Annotated in this window: 20 protein-coding genes and 2 tRNA genes; 16 read left to right on the top strand and 6 right to left on the bottom strand. The window is 72.8% G+C overall.

Annotation, left to right across the window (positions count from 1 at the left end; translation table 11 throughout):
- Positions 1–90 precede the first annotated feature (90 nt).
- A complete protein-coding gene (locus tag QUV83_RS09470; protein WP_289564164.1) occupies positions 91–1431 on the bottom strand; it encodes a PTS transporter subunit EIIC in 1341 nt (446 codons plus the stop codon).
- A gap of 218 nt (positions 1432–1649) precedes the next feature.
- Between QUV83_RS09470 and QUV83_RS09465 the strand changes: the two genes are divergently transcribed.
- The 4 genes from QUV83_RS09465 to QUV83_RS09450 are packed head-to-tail and all read left to right on the top strand — an operon-like array spanning position 1650 to position 3495.
- Positions 1650–2465, top strand: a complete 816-nt coding sequence (locus tag QUV83_RS09465; protein WP_289564163.1) for a GntR family transcriptional regulator — start codon at positions 1650–1652, stop codon at positions 2463–2465.
- A gap of 25 nt (positions 2466–2490) precedes the next feature.
- A complete protein-coding gene (locus tag QUV83_RS09460) occupies positions 2491–2742 on the top strand; it encodes a glucose PTS transporter subunit EIIB (protein WP_289564161.1) in 252 nt (83 codons plus the stop codon).
- Between the two features lie 34 nt (positions 2743–2776).
- Positions 2777–3025, top strand: a complete 249-nt coding sequence (locus QUV83_RS09455; RefSeq protein WP_289564159.1) for a glucose PTS transporter subunit EIIB — start codon at positions 2777–2779, stop codon at positions 3023–3025.
- A complete protein-coding gene (locus tag QUV83_RS09450) occupies positions 3025–3495 on the top strand; it encodes a PTS sugar transporter subunit IIA (protein WP_289564157.1) in 471 nt (156 codons plus the stop codon). The genes QUV83_RS09455 and QUV83_RS09450 overlap by 1 nt, the downstream gene beginning before the upstream one ends.
- Before the next feature lie 33 nt (positions 3496–3528).
- On the opposite strand, the gene QUV83_RS09445 is transcribed toward QUV83_RS09450, so the two are convergent.
- Together QUV83_RS09445 and QUV83_RS09440 are read right to left on the bottom strand one after the other, a co-directional pair.
- A complete protein-coding gene (locus QUV83_RS09445) occupies positions 3529–4584 on the bottom strand; it encodes a heparan-alpha-glucosaminide N-acetyltransferase domain-containing protein (protein WP_289564155.1) in 1056 nt (351 codons plus the stop codon).
- 54 nt (positions 4585–4638) lie between these two features.
- Positions 4639–5532, bottom strand: a complete 894-nt coding sequence (locus QUV83_RS09440) for a 3-methyladenine DNA glycosylase (RefSeq protein ID WP_289564153.1) — start codon at positions 5530–5532, stop codon at positions 4639–4641.
- Between the two features lie 105 nt (positions 5533–5637).
- Between QUV83_RS09440 and QUV83_RS09435 the strand changes: the two genes are divergently transcribed.
- From QUV83_RS09435 to QUV83_RS09415, 5 genes are all read left to right on the top strand, one after another.
- Positions 5638–6459, top strand: a complete 822-nt coding sequence (locus tag QUV83_RS09435; RefSeq protein WP_289564151.1) for a class I SAM-dependent methyltransferase — start codon at positions 5638–5640, stop codon at positions 6457–6459.
- 50 nt (positions 6460–6509) lie between these two features.
- Entirely contained in the window at positions 6510–7295 is a 786-nt protein-coding gene (locus QUV83_RS09430) for a fumarylacetoacetate hydrolase family protein (RefSeq protein WP_289564149.1), read from the top strand.
- Positions 7296–7324: 29 nt separating this feature from the next.
- Positions 7325–8842 carry a glutamate--tRNA ligase gene (gene gltX / locus QUV83_RS09425; protein ID WP_289564147.1) on the top strand — a complete coding sequence of 506 codons (1518 nt, stop codon included), beginning with the start codon at positions 7325–7327 and terminating at the stop codon, positions 8840–8842.
- A 175-nt stretch (positions 8843–9017) separates the two neighbouring features.
- Entirely contained in the window at positions 9018–9941 is a 924-nt protein-coding gene (locus QUV83_RS09420) for a CPBP family intramembrane glutamic endopeptidase (RefSeq protein ID WP_289564145.1), read from the top strand.
- The gene (locus QUV83_RS09415) at positions 9938–10675 is read left to right on the top strand and encodes an HAD family hydrolase (protein ID WP_289564143.1); all 738 of its coding nucleotides are present in this window, start codon (positions 9938–9940) and stop codon (positions 10673–10675) included. The genes QUV83_RS09420 and QUV83_RS09415 overlap by 4 nt, the downstream gene beginning before the upstream one ends.
- Before the next feature lie 59 nt (positions 10676–10734).
- On the opposite strand, the gene QUV83_RS09410 is transcribed toward QUV83_RS09415, so the two are convergent.
- Entirely contained in the window at positions 10735–12921 is a 2187-nt protein-coding gene (locus QUV83_RS09410) for an MMPL family transporter (protein WP_289564141.1), read from the bottom strand.
- A 229-nt stretch (positions 12922–13150) separates the two neighbouring features.
- On the opposite strand from QUV83_RS09410, the gene QUV83_RS09405 reads away from it, so the two are divergent.
- The 3 genes from QUV83_RS09405 to QUV83_RS09395 all read left to right on the top strand — a co-directional run bounded on the left by QUV83_RS09405 (position 13151) and on the right by QUV83_RS09395 (position 14211).
- Positions 13151–13831: a TetR/AcrR family transcriptional regulator gene (locus tag QUV83_RS09405; protein WP_289564139.1), complete on the top strand. Its 681-nt coding sequence runs from the start codon at positions 13151–13153 to the stop codon at positions 13829–13831.
- A 145-nt stretch (positions 13832–13976) separates the two neighbouring features.
- Positions 13977–14048 (top strand) — tRNA-Gln (locus QUV83_RS09400).
- A 90-nt stretch (positions 14049–14138) separates the two neighbouring features.
- Positions 14139–14211, top strand: a tRNA-Glu gene (locus QUV83_RS09395).
- A gap of 105 nt (positions 14212–14316) precedes the next feature.
- On the opposite strand, the gene QUV83_RS09390 is transcribed toward QUV83_RS09395, so the two are convergent.
- A complete protein-coding gene (locus QUV83_RS09390; RefSeq protein WP_289564137.1) occupies positions 14317–14715 on the bottom strand; it encodes a hypothetical protein in 399 nt (132 codons plus the stop codon).
- Positions 14716–14875: 160 nt separating this feature from the next.
- Positions 14876–15595, bottom strand: coding sequence for an IclR family transcriptional regulator (locus QUV83_RS09385; RefSeq protein ID WP_066587483.1), 720 nt, complete (start codon positions 15593–15595; stop codon positions 14876–14878).
- A gap of 98 nt (positions 15596–15693) precedes the next feature.
- Here QUV83_RS09385 and leuC point away from each other — a divergent pair, with 98 nt between their 5' ends.
- From leuC to QUV83_RS09365, 4 genes are all read left to right on the top strand, one after another.
- Positions 15694–17148, top strand: a complete 1455-nt coding sequence (gene leuC / locus QUV83_RS09380) for a 3-isopropylmalate dehydratase large subunit (protein ID WP_289564135.1) — start codon at positions 15694–15696, stop codon at positions 17146–17148.
- A gap of 33 nt (positions 17149–17181) precedes the next feature.
- Complete coding sequence (gene leuD / locus QUV83_RS09375) at positions 17182–17853, top strand: 3-isopropylmalate dehydratase small subunit (protein WP_289564132.1); 672 nt, start codon at positions 17182–17184, stop codon at positions 17851–17853.
- Positions 17854–18049: 196 nt separating this feature from the next.
- A complete protein-coding gene (gene murA, locus QUV83_RS09370; protein WP_289564130.1) occupies positions 18050–19360 on the top strand; it encodes a UDP-N-acetylglucosamine 1-carboxyvinyltransferase in 1311 nt (436 codons plus the stop codon).
- A gap of 4 nt (positions 19361–19364) precedes the next feature.
- Positions 19365–19904, top strand: coding sequence for a GNAT family N-acetyltransferase (locus QUV83_RS09365; RefSeq protein WP_289564128.1), 540 nt, complete (start codon positions 19365–19367; stop codon positions 19902–19904).
- Positions 19905–20048 lie beyond the last annotated feature (144 nt).

The raw sequence follows: 20048 nt of genomic DNA, 5'->3' as shown, positions 1-20048 counted from the left end.
ATTCGGGCACGGGCCCAGTGTCCCAGGCCTGGCCGTGGGCCGGTCCCGCGCGGGCGAGGGGCCTGTGGGGAGTCGTGGGAATGGCGCGGCTCAGGGTGTGTGCCGGTCGGCGGGGACGGCGTCGTCGTCGGGCTCGGACGGCTGGGCCGCGGTGGCCGGGGCGCTCGCGGCAGCGTCCAGCAGGCCGTCGGCGGGCTCGTCATCGGGCTCGCGCCCCGGCGTCCGCAGGTTCCACCGCGTGATGACCCAGCGGAACAGCACGTAGTAGAGGACCCCATAGCCCAGCCCGATCACGAGCAGCAACAACGGCCGCTCGGCGATGCGGAAGTTCAGCAGATAGTCGATAGCCCCAGCGGAGAAGCCGAACCCGTCGCGGATGCCCAGCGCGTTGACCAGGGCGAGCGAGGTGCCCGTGAGCACCGCGTGGATCACATACAGCGGGTACGCGACGTACACGAACGCGAACTCGAGCGGCTCCGTGACGCCGGTGACGAACGCGACCAGCGCGGCCGATCCCATGATCCCCGCGACGAGCTTGCGATTCCGCGCATGTGACGTGTGCACGATCGCCAGGGCGGCGGCGGGCAGCGCGAACATCATGATCGGGAAGAACCCCGTCATGAAGGCGCCCGCTGTGGGGTCCCCGTGCAGGAACCGGGCGATGTCGCCGTTCCACACCTCGCCGTCGGCGTCGGTGAACGAGCCGAACTGGAACCACGGCAGCGAGTTCAGCAGGTGGTGCAGGCCGAAAGGCAGCAGCAGCCGGTTGAGGGTGCCGTAGACGAACGCGCCGAGGATCGTGCTGCCCGTGACCCAGTCGCCCACCGCCGTCAGCGCCGCGCTGAACACGGGGTAGGCGAGCGCGCCGACCACCGCGATGCCGATCGCCGCCACCGCCGCGACGATGGGGACGAATCGGCGGCCGCCGAAGAACGCGAGGTAGGGCGGCAGCGCGATGCGGTGGTAGCGCTGGTAGAGCAGCGCGGTGACGAGGCCGATGACGATGCCGCCCAGCACCCCGTAGTTGATGAGCTCCTGGTCCTCGCCCGCGGGCGGCTCGCCGAGCACGTACGGCGACAGCGCATCGGACACGCCCTCGAACACGAGGTACCCGACGAGGGCCGCGAGCGCCGTCGAGCCGTCCGACTTGCGGGCGTAGCCGATGGCGACGCCGAGCGCGAAGAGCAGGGCCAGGTGGCCGAAGAGCGCGTCGCCGGCCGCGGCGAGCACGTCGGCCACGGGGAGCAGCCAGGGCGCGTGGGCGCCTAGGCCGTCGGAGCCGAGCATGTCGTCCTGCCCGAGGCGCAGCAGCAGCGCCGCCGCGGGCAGCGAGGCGATGGGGAGCATGAGCGAGCGGCCGATGCGTTGGAGCTGGGCGAGCCCGGGGAGCCCACGCGAGGTGGTGGCAGGGCTGGCGGCGGTGGCAGTCATGGGCACTCCTGGGTGCTGACGTCCGGCGCGATCGAGGGTGGCTGCGCGTGGGCGGGGCGCGCTGCCGTTGCCCGTCGGAGGTCGTCGCGGACCGCGTCGGGTCCCGGCTCCGAGCTGGGTGACACACGTGTCTAGACCTGTTGCGCTCACACTGGTCTAGACCTCATGATGACGTCAAGAGGCCCGCCACGGAGCGCGCGCACGGAGGGAGCGGTCGCATGGAGACCGAGCAGCCCACCGACGCGTCCGAGCAGCACACACCCGAGCAGCACGCGTCCGAGCAGCACACGGCGAGTGGCAAGCGCAAGCACCTCGCCGTCCGGGAGTACCTCGCCGACCTCGTGGCACGCGAGCTCGACGTCGGTGATGCGATCCCCTCCGAGCGCGCGTTGTCCGAGCGCTTCGGCGTCGCCCGCATGACCGTCCGCCAGGCCGTCGACGGCCTGGTCGCCGACGGACTGCTGGCCCGCGAGCAGGGCCGCGGGACCTTCGTGGCCCCGCGCCGGGTCGACTTCGAGATGCGGCTGACCACCTTCGGCGAGGAGATGCGCCGACGCGGCATGCGCCCCGACAGCAAAGTCCTCGCCGCGGAGCGCGTCCCCGCCCCGGCCGACGTGGCCGAGGCGCTGGGCACCCTCGCCGGGCGGCCGCTGCACTACCTGTGCCGGGTGCGGTACGCCGACGGGACGCCCATGAGCATCGAGCAGACCTGGGTGCCGGTGGCGCTGGCGCCCGACCTTTTCGCGGGCGGGGCGCCCGGCAGCGTCTACGACGCGCTGCGGCGGCTCGGCCTGGTCCCGGCCTGGGGCGAGGAGACGCTCACCGCCGACGAGGCCGACGACCGGGAGGCGGCACTGCTCGGCATGCGGGGCAGGCGCGCGGTGCTGCGCGCCGAGCGCCGAACCTTCGCCGAGTCCGGGCCGTGCGCCTACTCGCGGGCCTGCTACCGCGGGGACCGCTACAGCGTGTGGGTGCCCCTCGGCGCCCCGACCCGCGTGCTCGTGCCCCGCCAACCCGCGCCCCCAGCGGCGTGAGAAGTCGAGTGAGGAGATGACGACGATGCGCGGACCGCAGAGCCAGCGCGAGCAGGCGGCAGCGATCTTGGCCGCGCTCGGCGGCGTCGGCAACATCGACGAGATCGAGCCGTGCACCACCCGGCTGCGGTCGCTTGTCAAGGCGCCCGGCCAGGTCGACGCGGCGGCGCTGCGGGCCGCGGGCGCCTACGGGGTGATGATCTCCGGGCGCGTGGTGCAGGTGGTGGTCGGCCCGGGAGTCGACACCCTGGCCAGCGACCTCGAGGAGCTGATGTGACCACCAGGCAGGCGCCACCACGAAGGAGCGGGACATGAGCGAGCGGGCCGCGACGAGCAAGGCGATGCGGATCGTCGAGGCGCTCGGCGGTGACGCGAACATCCTCGACCTCGAGCCGTGCATCACCCGGCTGCGGGTCGAGGTGGCCGACGGCGCCCTGGTCGACGCGCGGGCCCTGCGGGCCGCTGGCGCGTTCGGGGTGGTGGCGTCGGGCAACGTCGTCCAGGTGGTGGTGGGCCCGGAGGCGGACACGCTCGCCTCGGACATCGGCGAGCTGCGCTGATGGCCCCCCTCACGATCCTGGCCCCGGTGCGGGGGACCGTCCTGCTGCTCGCCGACGTCGACGACCCCGTGTTCTCCGGCGAGCTGGTGGGGCCGGGCATGGCGATCCTGCCCGATGCGGAGGGCTCCGACACGGTGCTGGCTCCCGTCAGCGGCCGCGTCGTCAAGCTGCACCCGCACGCCTTCGTCATCGAGGCGCCGGCGGGCTCGGCATCGGTGGCGGTGCTGGTCCACCTCGGCATCGACACCGTGCAGCTCGGGGGCGAGGGGTTCGCGCTGCGTGTGGCCGAGGGGGACGAGGTCGCCGCCGGGCAGCCGCTGCTCACCTGGGACCCGGCGGCGGTGGCGCGCGGCGGACGGTCGCCCGTGTGCCCCGTGGTGGTGCTGGAGGCGGCGCCGGAGTCGTTGACCCGGCGGGTGGAGCGGGGCGTCCAGGTGGACGCGGGGGAGGCCCTGCTCGACTGGCGGTGAGCGCTCGGGCGGCCGAGGGGGACGCCCGAGCGCTCACCGGCCCACGGCTGCGGCGGCGTCCTGCTGTGGGGCGCCCAGGTCGGCGGCGCGGGTCGAGGCCGCGTGCAGCGCCCGCTCCAGCGGGCCGCGGCCCAGCCACAGCCGCCAGGCAGTGCAGAACGCCATCGTGACCAGCACGAACGCCGCCCAGATCGCGTCGCGCGGCTGCCACACCACGTGGCTGCCCAGGAGCCCCACCACCACCACATGCCCGACGTAGGCCGTGAGCGCCAACGCCCCGGTGGCCGCGAGGGGGATGAACAGGCGTGGCGCCCGGTCATGCGCCAGCAGGCACAGGCCGAGCAGGGCGACCGCCACGCCGGTGTTCGCCACCACCTCGAACGCGGTGCTCGAGTGCGGCTCGGTCGTCACCAGCCGCATCAGGCCGGCCGACGCTGGCCCGGCCTGCAGCAGCGCCCATGACAGCAGGTGCGCGGTGGCCGCCATCGCCGCGCCGAGCAGGATCATCACCCGGCGGACGCGAGGCGAGCGCAGGTCCATCCGCCCCACGGCCAGCCCTGCCAGCAGGTACGCGATCCAGACGCCGACGGGGTAGTGCGGCCCCACGACCAGGTCGGTGAGCGGCTCGAAGCCGGTCGGCGGCTGCGCGACAAGCCAGTCACGTGCCGCGAAGACCAACGGCGGCGCCACCACGGCCACCACCGCGGCGACCGCCAGCAGCGTGCGCGCGCGCAACCCCAGGAACGGCCCGACCAGCACGAACAGCAGGGCGTACTGCAGCAGGATCAGCGCCAGCGGAGCCCCGAACAGCTCCAGCACCAAGCCCAGCGGGATCAGCAGTGCGCCACGGATGACGATGCGGCGGCGAGCCCGCGCACGCTCGGCGCCCTCGACAGGCTGCGCGCCGCCGGACAGCAGCGCCACGGCCACCCCCGCCAGGACGACGAACAGCGCCGACGAGCGGCCGTCCGCGATCTGCACGGCGCCACGCGGCCACGGGTCGCCCGCGGCGCCGGGCGCCAGGTGGGCGGTGATCATCCCGAGCACGGCCAGGCCCCGCGCGACGTCGACCCCCCCGAGGCGCTCCACCCACCGCACGCTACCGGCGGACGGCCGCCACAGGGCGCTCGGCGCTCGCGGACGTCATTCCGACGCCCGGACGAGATCGCAGACGTCCAACAACCTTCGCCGCAGCTCGTTAGAGCGCGTGGCGTAGTCCCGCTGGCGGCGCACGTACTCGGCCTTCCCCTCGGGGGTCTCGACGGCCACGGCGTGCTCGCCGAGCGAGGACACGTCGTACGGGGAGGCCTGCATGTCGAGAGTGCGGATGTCCCGCGCGAGCTCGAAGCAGTCGAGCAGCAGGTCGCCCGGCACGAGCGGCCCGAGTTTGAGCGCCCATTTGAGGCAGTCCATGTTCGCGTGCAGGCAGCCGGGCTGCTCGCGGGCTGCCTGCGTCTCGCGGGTCAGCGGCTCGCGGTTGCGGGGGACCGCCTCGGGGGTGAAGAAGCGGAACGCGTCGAAGTGGGTGCAGCGCAGGGGGTGCTGCTCGACGACGGCGTCGGTGCCCTCGCGGCCGAGTCGCAGCGGCAGGGTGTGCCGGCGGCGGGTGTCGTCCTGCCGGTAGACCATCGCCCACTCGTGCATGCCGAAGCAGCCGGTGTGGGCGGGGCGGGCGGCGGTGGCCGTGAGCAGCTCGCGGATGTAGGCGACGGTGTCGGCGCGGTCGGCGAGGAAGGCCTCGACGTCGAGCGTCACGGCGCCGTCGGCGTCGGCCCGGTACCAGCGCCAGCCGGCGTGCTCGGCCGGGCCGTCGTCCGTGGCGGCGAGGGTGACGCCGGCGCCGGGGTGCCAGCGGCGCAGCAGTGAGGGCTTGACGCCGTAGTAGTCGTAGAGGAAGTCGTCGACGGGGTGGCGCTCGCAGTTCGCCTTGCGGGCGCGGTGGGCGGCGGTGAGCGCATCGGCGCGGGCCTGGTGCGCGTCGGCGAGGGGGCGCCAGTCCGCCGGCGCGAGGCGCTCGGCATGCACGGGCTGGCTCACCCGCCCAGCGTAGGCGGCAGGGCTCACCCCGCCTGGCATCTCATCCTGGGAGACGAATTGGTCCGGCGGTTGAAACGGAGTCATGTGTCCGGATTACAGTGAGGTGTGAGCACCCAGGCCAAGCAGGACGTCTACACCCACGGGCACCACGACAGCGTGCTGCGTTCGCACAGGTGGCGCACCGCGGAGAACTCCGCGGGCTACCTGCTGCCGTACCTGCGGCCAGGCGCGCACGTGCTCGACGTGGGCTGCGGGCCGGGCACCATCACCATCGACTTCGCCGGGCGGATCGCCCCCGCGCAGATCATCGGCCTCGACAGGTCCGCCACGGTCATCGACGCCGCCCGCGAGGCGGCTGCCGAGGCGGGCGCCGAGAACGCCACGTTCGTGGTCGGCGACGTCTACGAGCTGCCGTACGCCGACGGGACCTTCGACGTGGTGCACGCGCACCAGGTGCTGCAGCACCTCACCGACCCCGTCGCCGCGCTGCGCGAGATGAAGCGCGCCACCAAGCCCGGCGGGGTCGTCGCCGTGCGCGACGCCGACTACGCCGCCATGACCTGGTACCCCGCCTCGCCGGGCCTCGACGAGTGGCTCGCGCTGTACCACGAGGTCACGCAGGCCAACGGCGCCGAGGCCGACGCCGGACGCCGCCTGCAGAGCTGGGTGCGGGCCGCGGGCTTCGACCCGGCCGGCATCGCGCCCGGCGCCGGGGTGTGGTGCTACGCCACCCCGGAGGACCGCACCTGGTGGTCTGAGCTGTGGGCCGACCGTGCCGTCGCGTCGAACTTCGCCGCGCAGGCCATCGAGTACGGGCTCGCCGACGACGTCGGCCTCGAGCACCTGGCCGAGGCCTGGCGCGAGTGGGGCCGCGCGGAGGACGGCTGGTTCACGATCCTGCACGGCGAGGTCATCGCCCGCGTCTGACTGACTGATCAGGCGCGGCCGAGGCGCCGCGCCTGATCTAGGGTTGGCTCGTGCGCATCGCGAGGTTCACCACGGGGGACGACCCCCGCTACGCCCTGGTCGACGGAGAGCCCGGCTCGGAGCAGCTGCTGGTCATCACCGGAGACCCCATCTACACCCCGGTCCAGCCGACCGGCGAGCGGATCCCGCTGGACGACGACGGGGTGCGCCTGCTGGCGCCCGTCATCCCGCGCTCCAAGATCATCGGCGTGGGGCGCAACTACGCCGACCACGTCGCCGAGATGGGCAACGAGCTGCCCCCGGCGCCGCTGCTCTTCCTCAAGCCGAACACCGCGGTCATCGGCCCGGACGACCCGATCGTGCTGCCCGAGTGGACCGAGCACGTCGACCACGAGGCCGAGCTGGCAGTCGTCATCGGCAAGGTCACCAAGAACGTGGCGCCCGAGCACGCGCTCGCGCAGGTCTTCGGCTACACCGTCGCCAACGACGTCACGGCCCGTGACGCGCAGCGCTCGGACTCGCAGTGGACCCGCGCCAAGGGCTTCGACACCTCGTGCCCGATCGGCCCGTGGATCGTGCCCGGCCTGGACGTGGACGACCTGGCGGTGCGGGCCCGCGTCAACGGCGAGCTCAAGCAGGACGGCCGCACGTCGCAGCTCATCTTCGACGTGGCGTACCTGGTCTCGTACATCTCCGAGGTGTTCACGTTGCTCCCGGGCGACGTGATCCTCACGGGCACGCCCGCCGGGGTCAGCCAGATCGAGGCCCGCGACATCGTCGAGGTCGAGGTCGAGGACATCGGCGTGCTGCGCAACCCGGTGCTGCGCCGCGCCTGACCGCGGGCCCGCGCGGATAGGCTGGCGTCGTGACTTCTGCAGCCTCTGACGCACCCACCGGTTCCGCGATCCGTGTCCGCTTCTGCCCCTCGCCGACGGGCACCCCGCACGTCGGGCTGATCCGCACCGCCCTGTTCAACTGGGCGTACGCGCGGCACACCGGCGGAACGTTCGTCTTCCGGATCGAGGACACCGACGCGGCGCGCGACTCCGAGGAGAGCTACCTCCAGCTCCTCGACGCGCTGCGCTGGCTGGGCCTGGACTGGGACGAGGGCGTCGAGGTGGGCGGCCCGCATGAGCCGTACCGGCAGTCGCAGCGCATGGACCTGTACCGGGACGTCGCACGCCGTCTCGTCGAGGCCGGGTTCGCCTACGAGTCCTTCTCGACGCCCGAGGAGATCGAGGCCCGCCACCGCGCCGCCGGGCGCGACCCGAAGCTCGGCTACGACGGCTACGACCGCGCGCTGACCGACGAGCAGAAGGCCGCGTACCGCGCCGAGGGCCGCGAGCCGGTGCTGCGCCTGCGGATGCCCGACGAGGACATCACGTTCACCGACCTGGTGCGCGGCGACATCACGTTCAAGGCGGGCTCGGTGCCCGACTACGTGATCGTGCGCGGCAACGGCCAGCCGCTGTACACGCTGGTCAACCCGGTGGACGACGCGCTCATGGGCATCACGCACGTGCTGCGCGGCGAGGACCTGCTCTCCTCCACCCCCCGCCAGGTCGCGCTCTACCGCGCGCTGCTGGCCATCGAGGTCGCCACGGTGATGCCCGCGTTCGGGCACCTGCCGTACGTCATGGGGGAGGGCAACAAGAAGCTCTCGAAGCGCGACCCCGAGTCGAACCTCTTCCTGCACCGCGAGCGCGGCTTCACCCCCGAGGGGCTGCTGAACTACCTGTCGCTGCTCGGCTGGTCCATCTCGCCCGACAACGACATCTTCTCGGTGGACGAGCTCGTGGCGGCCTTCGACATCACGGACGTGAACCCGAACCCGGCGCGCTTCGACCTGAAGAAGGCCGAGGCGATCAACGCCGCGCACCTGCGGATGCTGGCCCCCGACGACTTCCGTGACCGGCTGGTCCCGTACCTGCACGCCGCGGGCCTCGTGCCGGCGTCGTCCTACGCCGACCTGGAGCCCGCGCACCGCGCGCTGCTCGACGTCGCCGCGCCGCTGGTGCAGGAGCGCATGACGCTGCTCGGCGAGGCGCCCGGCATGCTCGGCTTCTTCTTCGTGGCCGACGACGCCGTCGTGGTCGAGGACGATGCCCGCTCCGGGCTCCGCGAGGAGGCCCCGGCTGTGCTCGACGCCGCCACCGCGGCGCTCGAGGCGATCCCCGCCGACGGATTCACCACCGAGGCCACCCAGGCCGCGCTGCAGGCCGCGCTCGTCGACGGGCTGGGCATCAAGCCCCGGTTCGCGTACACGCCGCTGCGCACCGCGCTCTCGGGCCGGAGGGTCTCCCCGCCGCTGTTCGAGTCGATGGAGATCCTCGGCAAGGAGTCGACGCTGACGCGCCTCGCGGCCCTGCGCGCGAGCCTGTGACCGCGGGCCGCAGATGACGGGCGTCGGGCCCCCGGCGCCGCCTGGGCCTGCGCCTGCACCGGACGCTCCCCGGCCTCCGGGGGCGCCCGCGCAAGCCTGGGAGCCCCGCGCGTACCCGCAGGCCCTCCGGGGGCCGTGGCACCGCTGGTGGCGGCCGCTGCTGGGCAGCGCTGTGGTGCTGGGCGCCGGCCTCATCGCGGTGATCGGGCTGACGCTGGTGCTGGCGGTGTACGCGCTGCTGAGCCTCAGCGGCGCGGTGGGCACTCCGGCGTTCGTCGAGGACGCCTGGTTCGTGACCCCCTGGGGCCTGCTGTCGACGAACCTGGCGCTGGCGATGGGCATCCCCATCGCGGGCCTCGCCGTGTGGGCCGGGCAGCGGTGGCGGCCGGGGTTCGTCTCCTCGGTGGCCGGACGGCTCCGTTGGCCGTTGCTGCTGGCCTCGACGACCCGGGCCGCGCTCGTCCTCGTCCCGATGCTGCTCGCCGCCATCGTGGTGGACGCCGCCACGTCCGGGGCGTTCGGCGACCTGCTGGCCTTCGCGCCCGAGCCGCAGTGGCTCGCGCTGGCGCTGGTGGTGCTGCTGACCACCCCGTTGCAGGCCGCGGGGGAGGAGTACTTCTTCCGCGGGTGGCTCACCCAGGCCATCGGCAGCTGGTGTGCGAGCGCGCGGCTCGCGCTCGTGCTGCCGGCGCTCGTCTCGGCGACCCTGTTCGCCCTCGCGCACGGCGCCCAGGACCCGTGGCTCTTCGCCGACCGGTTCGTCTTCGGCCTGCTGGCGAGCCTGCTCGTGTGGCGCACCGGTGGACTGGAGGGCGCGATCGCGGTGCACACCGTCAACAACGTCGTGGTCTTCGCCGTGGCCATCGCCTACGGAGACCTGGAGGCGTCCCTGGGCGCCACCTCGGCGTCGCCGTGGATCGTGCTGCTCGACGTGGTCGCATTCGCCGCGGCCGCCCTCGTGGTGGCGCGGCACGCGGACCGGGCCGGGGTCGCGCGCGAGGTCCCCGGCGGGTGGGTCGGCCGTCGGCCGCCTGCGCCGCGCACTTTCCCGGGCATGGGCATCCCGGGACCCGATCCGACTGGAAGTGAGGCGCGATGAGCGTCGACGGAGTGCTGTTCGACATCGACGACACCCTGGTGGACACCCGTGGGGCGTTCACCCGGGCGCTGGCGCGCACAGCGCGCCACTACCTGCCCCACCTAGGCCCCGAGCGTGACCACGAGGTCGTGGCCATGTGGCGCCGGGACGCGGGGGGCCACTACGCCGCCTACACGCGCGGCGAGGCCACATACCGCGGCCAGCGCATGACCCGCGCCAACGAGCTGCATGCCGCGTTCGGCGGCCCCTCATTGGACGAGGCCGGATACGACGCCTGGGACGCGATCTTCGAGGAGGCGTTCTCCTCGTCGTGGCAGCCGCTGGACGACGCCGAGAAGGCCGTCCGGGGACTGCTGGACGCGGGTGTCGCGGTGGGCGCGCTGTCCAATGCGGCCACTGCCTATCAGACGGGCAAGCTGGCGCGTGCGGGCTTCGGGGACACCGTCCCCATGCTGGTGGGCGTCGACACGCTCGGCTTCGGCAAGCCGCGGCCCGAGGTCTTCCTGGAGGCGTGCCGCAGGCTCGGCACGGAGCCCTCGCGGACGGCGTACGTGGGCGACGAGCTCGACGTGGACGCCGCCGCGGCGGTGCGCGCGGGACTGGTGGGCGTGTGGGTGGACCGCCCCGGGGCCCGGCGCCACGAGATCACCGACGGAGACGTCGAGGCGGCCGTCGCCGCCGGCGTGATCGTGGTGGGCTCATTGGCCGAGCTGCCCGGGGCGCTCGGACTGTAGGGGCCTGGCGCGGGGTCGGTGGCGCCCATGACGCCACCGCCCCGCGGCGACCCCTCAGCTCAGACCGCTGCCTTCTCGACCGGCCGACGATCGGCGGCCTCGAGGTTGCGGCGCAGCGACTCGCCCTCGATGTCGACGTTCGGCAGGAGGCGGTCGAGCCACCTCGGAAGCCACCAGGCCCGCTCGCCCAGCAGGGCCATCACCGCCGGCACGATCGTCATGCGGACCACGGACGCGTCGAAGAGGATCGCGACGGTGAACGCGAAGCCGAGGATGGCGATGATGAAGTCGTCGGACAGCATGGACGCGGCGAAGACGCTGATCATGATGGCCGCCGCAGCCGTCACGACCCGGGCGCCGTGGCCGAACCCGACCACCACGGCCTCCCGTGGGCCCGCGCCGTGGACATGCTCCTCGCGCATGCGGGTCACCAGGAAGAACTCGTAGTCCATGGCGAGCCCGAAGATGACGCCGATGACGAGGATCGGCACCAGGCTGAGGATCGGCGCCGCGGCGAGGTCGAACGCCTCGACCCCCCAGCCCCACTGGAACACCGCGACGACCGCGCCGAACGTGGCCGCGATCGACAACAGGAATCCGAGCACGGCCTTGAGCGGGACCAGCACGGAGCGGAACACGAGGGTCAGCAGGGCGAGCGCGAGGAGGACGACGACCGCCAGGTAGGGGAGCAGGGCGTCCGTCATGGTCGTGGAGATGTCGATGTTCAGGGCCGTCTGGCCCGTGACCGAGATCGACGCGCCGATATCGTCGCGCAGGCCCTCGGCGCGGTCGCGGATCGCGGTGACGAGGTCCTGCGTCTCGACGCTGCTCGGCCCGCTCGCCGGGACGACTTGGAACACCGCTGTGTCGCCCGCCTGGTTCACCGTGGCCGGTGACACGGCCACGACTCCGTCCATGCCGGAGATGGCCTCGCCGGCCTCCGCGGCGGCCCGCTCAGGGTCCTCCGCGCCGTCGACGACCACGGTGAGCGGCCCGTTGAAGCCTGGGCCGAAGGCGTCGCTCAGCAGGTCGTACGCCTCGCGCTCGGTGCTGCCCTCGGCGGCCGCGGAGCCGTCAGGCAGTCCGAGGCGCAGGTCGAGGGCGGGCAGCGCGACGACGCCGAGCCCCAGGACCGCCGCCACCAGGACGGGGATGGGCCGGCGCGCCACGGCGCGCCCCCACCGCAGGCCCAGCGCGGGCTTCGCCGGCCCGGCCCCGGTCTCGAGCTGGCGGCGGGTCGAGCGGGGGCGGATGCGCTTGCGGGCCACGCCGAGCAGCGCGGGCAGCAGGCTGATGGCGATGAGGACGGCGACCAGGACGGTGCCGGCGGCCGCCAGGCCCATCTCGGTGATCACGGGGATCCCCACGACGGTGAGCGCGGCGAGGGCGACGACCACCGTGAGACCGGCGAAGACCACCGCCGAGCCCGCGGTGCCCACGGCCCGGCCAGCCGCATCCTCGGGGTCACGGCCCTCGGCCAGCTCGCCGCGGTAGCGGGAGACGACGAACAGCGCGTAGTCGATGCCGACGGCCAGGCCGAGCATGAGGGCGAGGGTGGGCGTCGTGGAGCTCAGGCCGACGAACCCGCTCGCGATCGCGATGCCTCCCACTCCGAGGCCCACGCCCAGCAGGGCCGTGAGCAGTGGGAGCCCGGCGGCGACGAACGACCCGAATGTGAGCACGAGCACCAGGGCGGCGACCGCGAGCCCGATCAGCACACTCGCGTCCTCGGACTCCTCATCCAGGACGTCACCGCCCATCTCGACGGTCAGGCCCGCATCGCGGCCGGTCTCCGCGGCGGCCTCCAACGCGTCGCGCGCCTCGGGGGTGACATCGCCGGGGCCCACCTCATAGGCCACCTGGATCAGTGCGACGGTGGCGTCAGGGTTCACGAGGCCGGCCGCGAACGGGTCGACGACGGAGGCGACCTGCGGCGCCTCGGCGAGCTCGTCGAGCACGGCCTGCACCGCCTCGGCGGCGTCGGGGTCGTCGAGGCGGGAGCCCTCGTCAGCGGCGAGGACGACGCGTGCGCTGACGTTCCCGGCCGCGACCTCGGGGAACCGCTCTTCGAGGAGGTCGACGGCTCGCTGCGATTCCGTCCCGGGGACCGAGAACGTGTTGGCGGTGGGGCCCGAGAGTGTCGCCGCGCCCGCCCACACGGCGGCCAGGACGGCGAGCCACAGCGCGATGACGGTCCGCCGCCGTCGGAAGGAGAGCCGGCCGAGCCGGTACAGGAAGGACGCCATGAGAGCTCCTCACGAATCAGCCGGCCTCGCCCACAGCGCGGTCCGGTCTACCGGGTGGGTCACCGGCCCAGCGGTCCCGGGTCGGCTGCTGCCCCTCGCGAGGCGTCAGAAATCGACCATATACGAGACTGACGCGTTTCGGAACGGAACGGTCTCGTTCTGAAACGCTCTCGTATCGATGTGATGGCCTACGCTGGCGGAAATGGGCTTCTCGACCAGGCCCTGAGGGATGACGGGACGCGACGACATGGGCTTCAAGCAGGCGATCAGCGACCTCCAGCGGGCAGTCGACGCCGAGGTGGAGGCGGCACTCCACGTCCCGACATCGCTCGGACGGCCGCGGGACCACACGCGAGACGCGGTGATCCTCGAGGCCGCGCTCGACGTCCTCGCCGAGCACGGGTACGACGCCATGACCATCGAGATGGTGGCCGCGTCCGCCAAGGCGGGGAAGGCGACGCTCTACCGGCGCTGGCCCTCCAAGGCGCACCTCGTCGTCGACGCCGTGGGGACCCTCGCGAACCTCACCCCAGACCTGGCCCAGTTGCCGGACACGGGCACGCTGCGCGGCGACCTGATCGCGGTGAGCCGCGTGGCCGACCCGCAGCTCGACGACCGCAAGTGCCGGATCATCGCGGGCCTGTGCTCCGCGTTCCCGCGCGAGCCCGAACTGGCCGCCGTGGTGCGGGAGCGGCTGCTCGAGCCGTTGAAGACGCTGATCTGGGTGCTGCTCGAACGTGCCAAGGCGCGCGGCGAGATCGCGCCCGACCGCGATCTCGGGCTCCTCGCGCTCACCCTGCCGGCGATGGTCCTGTACAACACCGTCTTCCTGAACGCGCCGCTCACCGCCGACTCGGGCCTCGCGATCATCGACCAGATCCTGCTCCCGGCGGCGGGGGTCGGGGCGTAGCGCCCAGCCCCCGACGGCCGCGCGGTTTGGAGCGGCCCGATCAGTCGGGTAGTGTTTCCCGGCGGTAGGGCAACCACGGAAAACCCGCACAGGACAGGTCTCAGGGCTGGTCAGGGGCGGGTGGCAGCGTGGGGGTCATACCCCATGGGGTATGGTGTAATTGGCAGCACGACTGATTCTGGTTCAGTTAGTCTAGGTTCGAGTCCTGGTACCCCAGCGGTTGGCAAAGGCTCCGGAGAACATCCGGTAGAGTTGTCACCCGGCAGCCGACGAGGAGACTCGCAGGTTGTTGGCTCAAGTGTTGCAGGCCCCCGTTGTGTAGCGGCCTAGCACGCCGCCCTCTCACGGCGGTAGCGCCGGTTCGAATCCGGTCGGGGGTACGTCGAGAAAGGCCCGGTCACCATCAGGTGACCGGGCCTTCGTCGTTCTTTCACCACGTGTCTCATCGCGCAGCGCGGGATGTGGGGTACGTCACGCGGCCCCGCTCACCTCCGGTGCGGGTCGCGGATGTGCTGCTCGCGCTTGTTCTTGCGCGTGCGGAGCTGGCTGTCCAACTCGTCCCGTGCGATGTGCAGCGCGCGCAGCGGGTCGGCGTCCTCGGCATGGGCGACGAGCTCCGGCTCCCCGGCGATGCTCAGCACCAGGGTGACCGTCTGGACGCGGTGCTCGGCGTCCTTGCGGTCCAGCGCCAGGTCCACCTGCTCGGCGGTGTACCCCTCCAGGAGTGGGTCCAGCTTGTGCAGGGCGGCGACGATCTCGGGGCGCTCGGCCTCGGTGTAGCCCTTCACCAGGCGCAGCGCGCCGTCGACGCTCGCGCGCCCATGCGGGTCCGGCGCGCGCGGCTCCGGCTCGGGGGATTGGGGGCGCTCAGGGCGTTCGTTCACGGTTCCACCTCCGGCACGGTCTTGCGGCACAGGCCTCTTCCGGCCCATCGTCCGCGCGTCCGGCCCGCGCCGCACGACGGGCGCCCCATGCGCAGCGGGACCGGAGTCGGCTTGTGCCGTCCTCCGGTCCCGCTGGGTCATCCTCGTGAGTGGTGCGCGCCTACTCGCCCGTGCGGCGCAACACCTCGGTGAGCCGGTTGGCGGCCGAGACGACCGCGCCGGCGTGCAGGCGGCCGGGCTGGCGGGAGAGCCGCTCGAGCGGGCCGGAGATGGACACTGCCGCGACTATGCGCCCCGAGGGGCCGCGCACGGGAGCCGAGACCGACGCGACGCCGACCTCGCGCTCGGACACGGACTGCGCCCAGCCGCGGCGCCGGACGCCGGACAGGATCGTCGCGGTGAACTTCGCGCCCTGCAGGCCGCGGTGCAGCCGGTCGGGCTCCTCCCAGGCGAGCAGGATCTGCGCGGCGGAGCCGGCCTGCATCGTCAGCGTGGCGCCCACCGGGATCGAGTCCCGCAGGCCGATCGGGCGTTCGGCGGCGGCGACGCAGATACGCTGATCGCCTTGTCGGCGGTAGAGCTGCGCGCTCTCCCCAGTGTGGTCGCGCAACGCCGTGAGGACGGGGTTGGCGGCGGCGAGCAGCCGGTCCTCCCCGGCGGCGGTGGAGAGCTCGGACAGGCGCGGTCCGAGCACGAACCGGCCCTGCATGTCGCGGGCGACGAGGCGGTGGTGTTCGAGCGCGACGGCGAGTCGGTGGGCGGTCGGGCGAGCGAGGTGAGTGGCAGTGACGAGCTGGGCGAGGGTCGCCGGTCCCGCCTCAAGGGCGCTGAGGACGGACGCTGCCTTGTCCAGGACGCCGACTCCGCTAGAGTTGTCCATAGGTCGATATTGCCGTCTCGCAGGCTGAGATGCAAGTGAGTCGACGAGATACCACCCCGTAACACCCGCCCGGGGGACACTTCGAGAGGACACGACACATGGCCGGCACGCTGGCAGAGAAGGTTTGGGACGCACACATCGTGCGCCGCGGCACCGATGGCGCACCCGACCTCCTCTACATCGACCTGCACCTCGTGCACGAGGTCACGAGTCCGCAGGCGTTCGAGGGTCTCCGGCTCGCCGGGCGCCCCGTCCGGCGGCCCGACCTGACCATCGCCACGGAGGACCACAACACGCCGACGCTCGACATCGACCGCCCCATCGCGGACGTGACGAGCCGGACGCAGATCCAGACGCTGCGCAACAACGCCGCCGAGTTCGGCGTGCGCCTGCACTCCCTCGGCGACGCCGACCAGGGCATCGTGCACCAGGTCGGCCCGCAGCTCGGGCTCACCATGCCCGGCCTGACGGTCGTGTGCGGCGACTCGCACACCTCGACGCACGGGGCGTTCGGCGCCCTCGCGTTCGGCATCGGCACCAGCGAGGTCGAGCACGTGCTCGCCACGCAGACGCTGCCGCTGGCCCCGTTCAAGACGATGGCCATCACCGTCGACGGCGAGCTGCCCGCGGGCGCCACGTCCAAGGACATCATCCTGGCGATCATCGCCAAGATCGGCACCGGCGGCGGCCAGGGCTACGTGCTCGAGTACCGCGGCGAGGCGATCCGCGCGCTGTCGATGGAAGCCCGCATGACCATCTGCAACATGTCGATCGAGGCCGGCGCCCGCGCGGGCATGATCGCCCCCGACGAGACGACGTTCGAGTACCTCAAGGGCCGCCCGCACGCGCCCGAGGGCGCCGACTGGGACGAGGCCGTCGAGTACTGGAAGACGCTGCGCACGGACGACGACGCGCAGTTCGACGCCGAGGTGGTGCTCCGCGCCGCCGACCTGGAGCCCTTCGTCACCTGGGGCACCAACCCGGGCCAGGGCCTGCCGCTGTCGGCGAACGTCCCCGTGCCGGCGGAGATCGCCGACGCGGACGAGCGCCAGACCGCCGAGCGCGCCATCGAGTACATGGGCCTGACGCCCGGCATGCCGCTGCGCGAGATCGCCGTGGACACCGTCTTCATCGGCTCGTGCACCAACGGACGCATCGAGGACCTGCGCTCGGTCGCCAAGCTCGTCAAGGGCCGCACCAAGGCCGAGTCGGTCCGCGTCCTGGTGGTCCCCGCGTCGGCCCGGGTGCGTCTGCAGGCCGAGGCCGAGGGCCTCGACCGGATCTTCCTCGACTTCGGCGCCGAGTGGCGCAACGCCGGCTGTTCGATGTGCCTGGGCATGAACCCCGACCAGCTCGCGCCGGGGGAGCGCTCGGCCTCCACGTCGAACCGCAACTTCGAGGGCCGGCAGGGCAAGGGCGGTCGCACGCACCTCGTGTCGCCGCTCGTGGCGGCCGCCACGGCCATCCGGGGCACGCTCTCGTCGGTCTCCGACCTGGGCCCCGACGTCGTCGCCCCCGACGGCAGCCCGCTCGACGACCTGCAGCTCGTCTGACCCCGACGGCCCACTGAGAACGAGAGACGCATCATGGAGAAGTTCACCCAGCACACTGGCGTCGGGGTCCCGCTGCGCCGCAGCAACGTCGACACCGACCAGATCATCCCCGCCGTGTACCTCAAGCGGGTCACGCGCACCGGCTTCGAGGACGCCCTGTTCGCGGCCTGGCGCGGCGACCCGGAGTTCGTCCTGAACCAGCCCGCGTACACCTCCGGCTCGGTGCTCGTCGCCGGCCCGGACTTCGGCACCGGCTCCTCGCGTGAGCACGCCGTGTGGGCGCTCAAGGACTACGGCTTCAAGGTCGTCGTCTCGGCGCGCTTCGCGGACATCTTCCGCGGCAACTCCGGCAAGCAGGGGCTGCTCGCGGCCCAGGCGTCGCAGGAGGACATCGAGCTCATCTGGAAGATCCTCGAGACCCGCCCGGGCACCGAGGTGACTGTCGACCTGGAGAGCCGCACCATCGTGTGCGACGACGTGGTCGTCCCGTTCCAGGTCGACGACTACACGCGCTGGCGCCTGCTCGAGGGCCTCGACGACATCGGGCTGACGCTGCAGCACGAGGGCGACATCACGGAGTTCGAGAAGTCCCGCGCCGGATGGCGCCCGAAGACCCTGCCGGCCAAGCACCTTCCGCAGGTTGAGATCCAGGCCGCCCGTCCTGTGGGCGTCCCGGTGGAGTTGGGACCCACGCACACCGTCTGACCGCGAGGGCGCCCGCGACCCGCGCCACCCGCACTCCCCGAGCCGTCCGCGCGCCGTCCAGGCGCGCGGGCGGCTCGCGTCGTCTCCCGCCCACGCCCGCGTCGACACGGGTCGCAGATGTGAAGGTTCGGCGGATGGCGAACGTCTCATGGCCCTCCGTTGCGTCCCGCGCCCGGTCATGGTTCACCATGGGTGCATGAGCGACCTGCTGTACGTCAACGGCGGCACCCCGCTGTCGGGTGAGATCACCGTCCGAGGGGCCAAGAACTTCGTCTCGAAGGCCATGGTGGCCGCCCTGCTGGGCGAGACACCGAGCACCCTGCGCAACGTCCCCCAGATCAGGGACGTCGGCGTCGTCACCGGGCTGCTCCAGTTGCACGGCGTGGACGTGCAGGCGGAGAACGGCACCCTCGTGCTCGACCCGTCGAACGTCGAGTCCGCGCACGTCGCCGACATCGACGCGCACGCCGGGTCGAGCCGCATCCCGATCCTGTTCTGCGGCCCGCTGCTGCACCGGCTGGGCGAGGCGTTCATCCCCGACCTGGGCGGCTGCCGCATCGGCGACCGGCCGATCAACTTCCACCTCGACATCCTGCGGCAGTTCGGCGCCGTCGTGGAGAAGCGCGAGGGCGGCATCCACATCGAGGCGCCGCGCCGGCTGCAGGGCACCAAGATCGCGCTGCCGTACCCGAGCGTGGGCGCCACCGAGCAGCTCCTGCTGACGGCGGTGCGCGCCGAGGGCATCACCGAGCTCGCGAACGCCGCGATCGAGCCCGAGATCATGGACCTGATCAACGTGCTGCAGAAGATGGGCGCGATCATCTCCGTCGACACCGACCGGGTGATCCGCATCGAGGGCGTGGACCGCCTCGTGGGCTTCCAGCACACCGCGCTCTCCGACCGGATCGAGGCGGCGTCGTGGGCGTCGGCCGCGCTGGCCACCGGCGGGGACATCTACGTCCGGGGGGCCACGCAGCCCGAGATGACGGCGTTCCTCAACACCTTCCGCAAGGTGGGCGGGGAGTTCGCCGTGGACGACGAGGGCATCCGGTTCTTCCACCCCGGCGGCGACCTGAACTCCATCGTGCTGGAGACCGATGTGCACCCCGGGTTCATGACGGACTGGCAGCAGCCGCTCGTCGTGGCGCTCACCCAGGCCAAGGGCCTGTCCATCGTGCACGAGACGGTGTACGAGAACCGCTTCGGCTTCACCGACGCGCTGCGCGGCATGGGCGCCACCATCCAGGTCTACAAGGAGTGCCTGGGCGGGCGGCCCTGCCGCTTCGGGCAGCGGAACTTCTACCACTCGGCCGTGATCTCCGGGCCGACGCCGCTCGCCGCCGCGGACATCGTGGTGCCGGACCTGCGCGGCGGGTTCAGCCACCTGATCGCGGCCCTCGCGGCCAAGGGCACCTCCTCGGTGCGCGGCATCAGCCTCATCGACCGCGGCTACGAGCACTTCATGGAGAAGCTCGGAGCCCTGGGGGCCGAGTTCAGCCGGGACTGACGACATGGCAGGCCCCCTGGGGGCTGGCGGCACGCGCCGGGCGCAGGTGCGCCCGGCGCGCGTCGACGACACGGCCGACCTGGCCCGGGTGCACGTCGCCGCGTGGCTCGGCGCCTACCGCGGCCTGCTGCCCGACGCGTTCCTGGACGCCCTGGACGTGGCCGACTCGCAACGGCGGTGGGACTCGCTCCTGGCCGACGGGTTGCGGCCCCACCTGCTCGTGGGCGTCCTCGACGGGCGCGTGGTCGGCTTCGTGAACTCCGGGCCGGCGTTCGAGAGCGTGCCCGACGGCGAGGTGTACGCGCTCTACGTCGATCCGGACGCGTGGGGCACGGGCGTGGGCCCGACCCTCCTGGCGGCCGCCGAGGACGAGTTGCGCGGCCTGGGGCACCGTGAGGCCGTCCTGTGGGTCATGCCCGGCAACACGCGGGCCCGGCGCTTCTACGAGCGGTCGGGCTGGGCGCCGACCGGGCTGGAGGCGGTGCACGAGGCGATGGGATTGCCCGTCGACGTCGTGCAGCACGCCAAGACGCTCGACCCCTGAGCCACAGGCCCTCCCGCAGCGCCGCCCGGACCGTTCAGGGGTAGCGTGCGACGTGGCACCCCCCGGCCACGTCCGTGCACTCCGGCGTGGGGAGGCCCCGTGCAGACGACCCGTCGCAGCGACCTCCGGCAGGGTCGCCCGCGC

Origin of the sequence: Cellulomonas cellasea (genome assembly GCF_030372105.1) — a bacterium.
GTDB lineage: Bacteria > Actinomycetota > Actinomycetes > Actinomycetales > Cellulomonadaceae > Cellulomonas_A > Cellulomonas_A cellasea_A.
This window is presented reverse-complemented; position numbering and strand designations above follow the sequence as displayed.

What these genes read in the sequence shown, in the direction of transcription:
- QUV83_RS09470 (WP_289564164.1), bottom strand. Translation starts at nt 1,431, where the DNA reads ATGACTGCCACCGCCGCCAGCCCTGCCACCACCTCGCGTGGGCTCCCC.
- QUV83_RS09465 (WP_289564163.1), top strand. Translation starts at nt 1,650, where the DNA reads ATGGAGACCGAGCAGCCCACCGACGCGTCCGAGCAGCACACACCCGAG.
- QUV83_RS09460 (WP_289564161.1), top strand. Translation starts at nt 2,491, where the DNA reads ATGCGCGGACCGCAGAGCCAGCGCGAGCAGGCGGCAGCGATCTTGGCC.
- QUV83_RS09455 (WP_289564159.1), top strand. Translation starts at nt 2,777, where the DNA reads ATGAGCGAGCGGGCCGCGACGAGCAAGGCGATGCGGATCGTCGAGGCG.
- QUV83_RS09450 (WP_289564157.1), top strand. Translation starts at nt 3,025, where the DNA reads ATGGCCCCCCTCACGATCCTGGCCCCGGTGCGGGGGACCGTCCTGCTG.
- QUV83_RS09415 (WP_289564143.1), top strand. Translation starts at nt 9,938, where the DNA reads ATGAGCGTCGACGGAGTGCTGTTCGACATCGACGACACCCTGGTGGAC.
- QUV83_RS09410 (WP_289564141.1), bottom strand. Translation starts at nt 12,921, where the DNA reads ATGGCGTCCTTCCTGTACCGGCTCGGCCGGCTCTCCTTCCGACGGCGG.
- QUV83_RS09405 (WP_289564139.1), top strand. Translation starts at nt 13,151, where the DNA reads ATGACGGGACGCGACGACATGGGCTTCAAGCAGGCGATCAGCGACCTC.
- QUV83_RS09385 (WP_066587483.1), bottom strand. Translation starts at nt 15,595, where the DNA reads ATGGACAACTCTAGCGGAGTCGGCGTCCTGGACAAGGCAGCGTCCGTC.
- leuC (WP_289564135.1), top strand. Translation starts at nt 15,694, where the DNA reads ATGGCCGGCACGCTGGCAGAGAAGGTTTGGGACGCACACATCGTGCGC.
- leuD (WP_289564132.1), top strand. Translation starts at nt 17,182, where the DNA reads ATGGAGAAGTTCACCCAGCACACTGGCGTCGGGGTCCCGCTGCGCCGC.
- murA (WP_289564130.1), top strand. Translation starts at nt 18,050, where the DNA reads ATGAGCGACCTGCTGTACGTCAACGGCGGCACCCCGCTGTCGGGTGAG.
- QUV83_RS09365 (WP_289564128.1), top strand. Translation starts at nt 19,365, where the DNA reads ATGGCAGGCCCCCTGGGGGCTGGCGGCACGCGCCGGGCGCAGGTGCGC.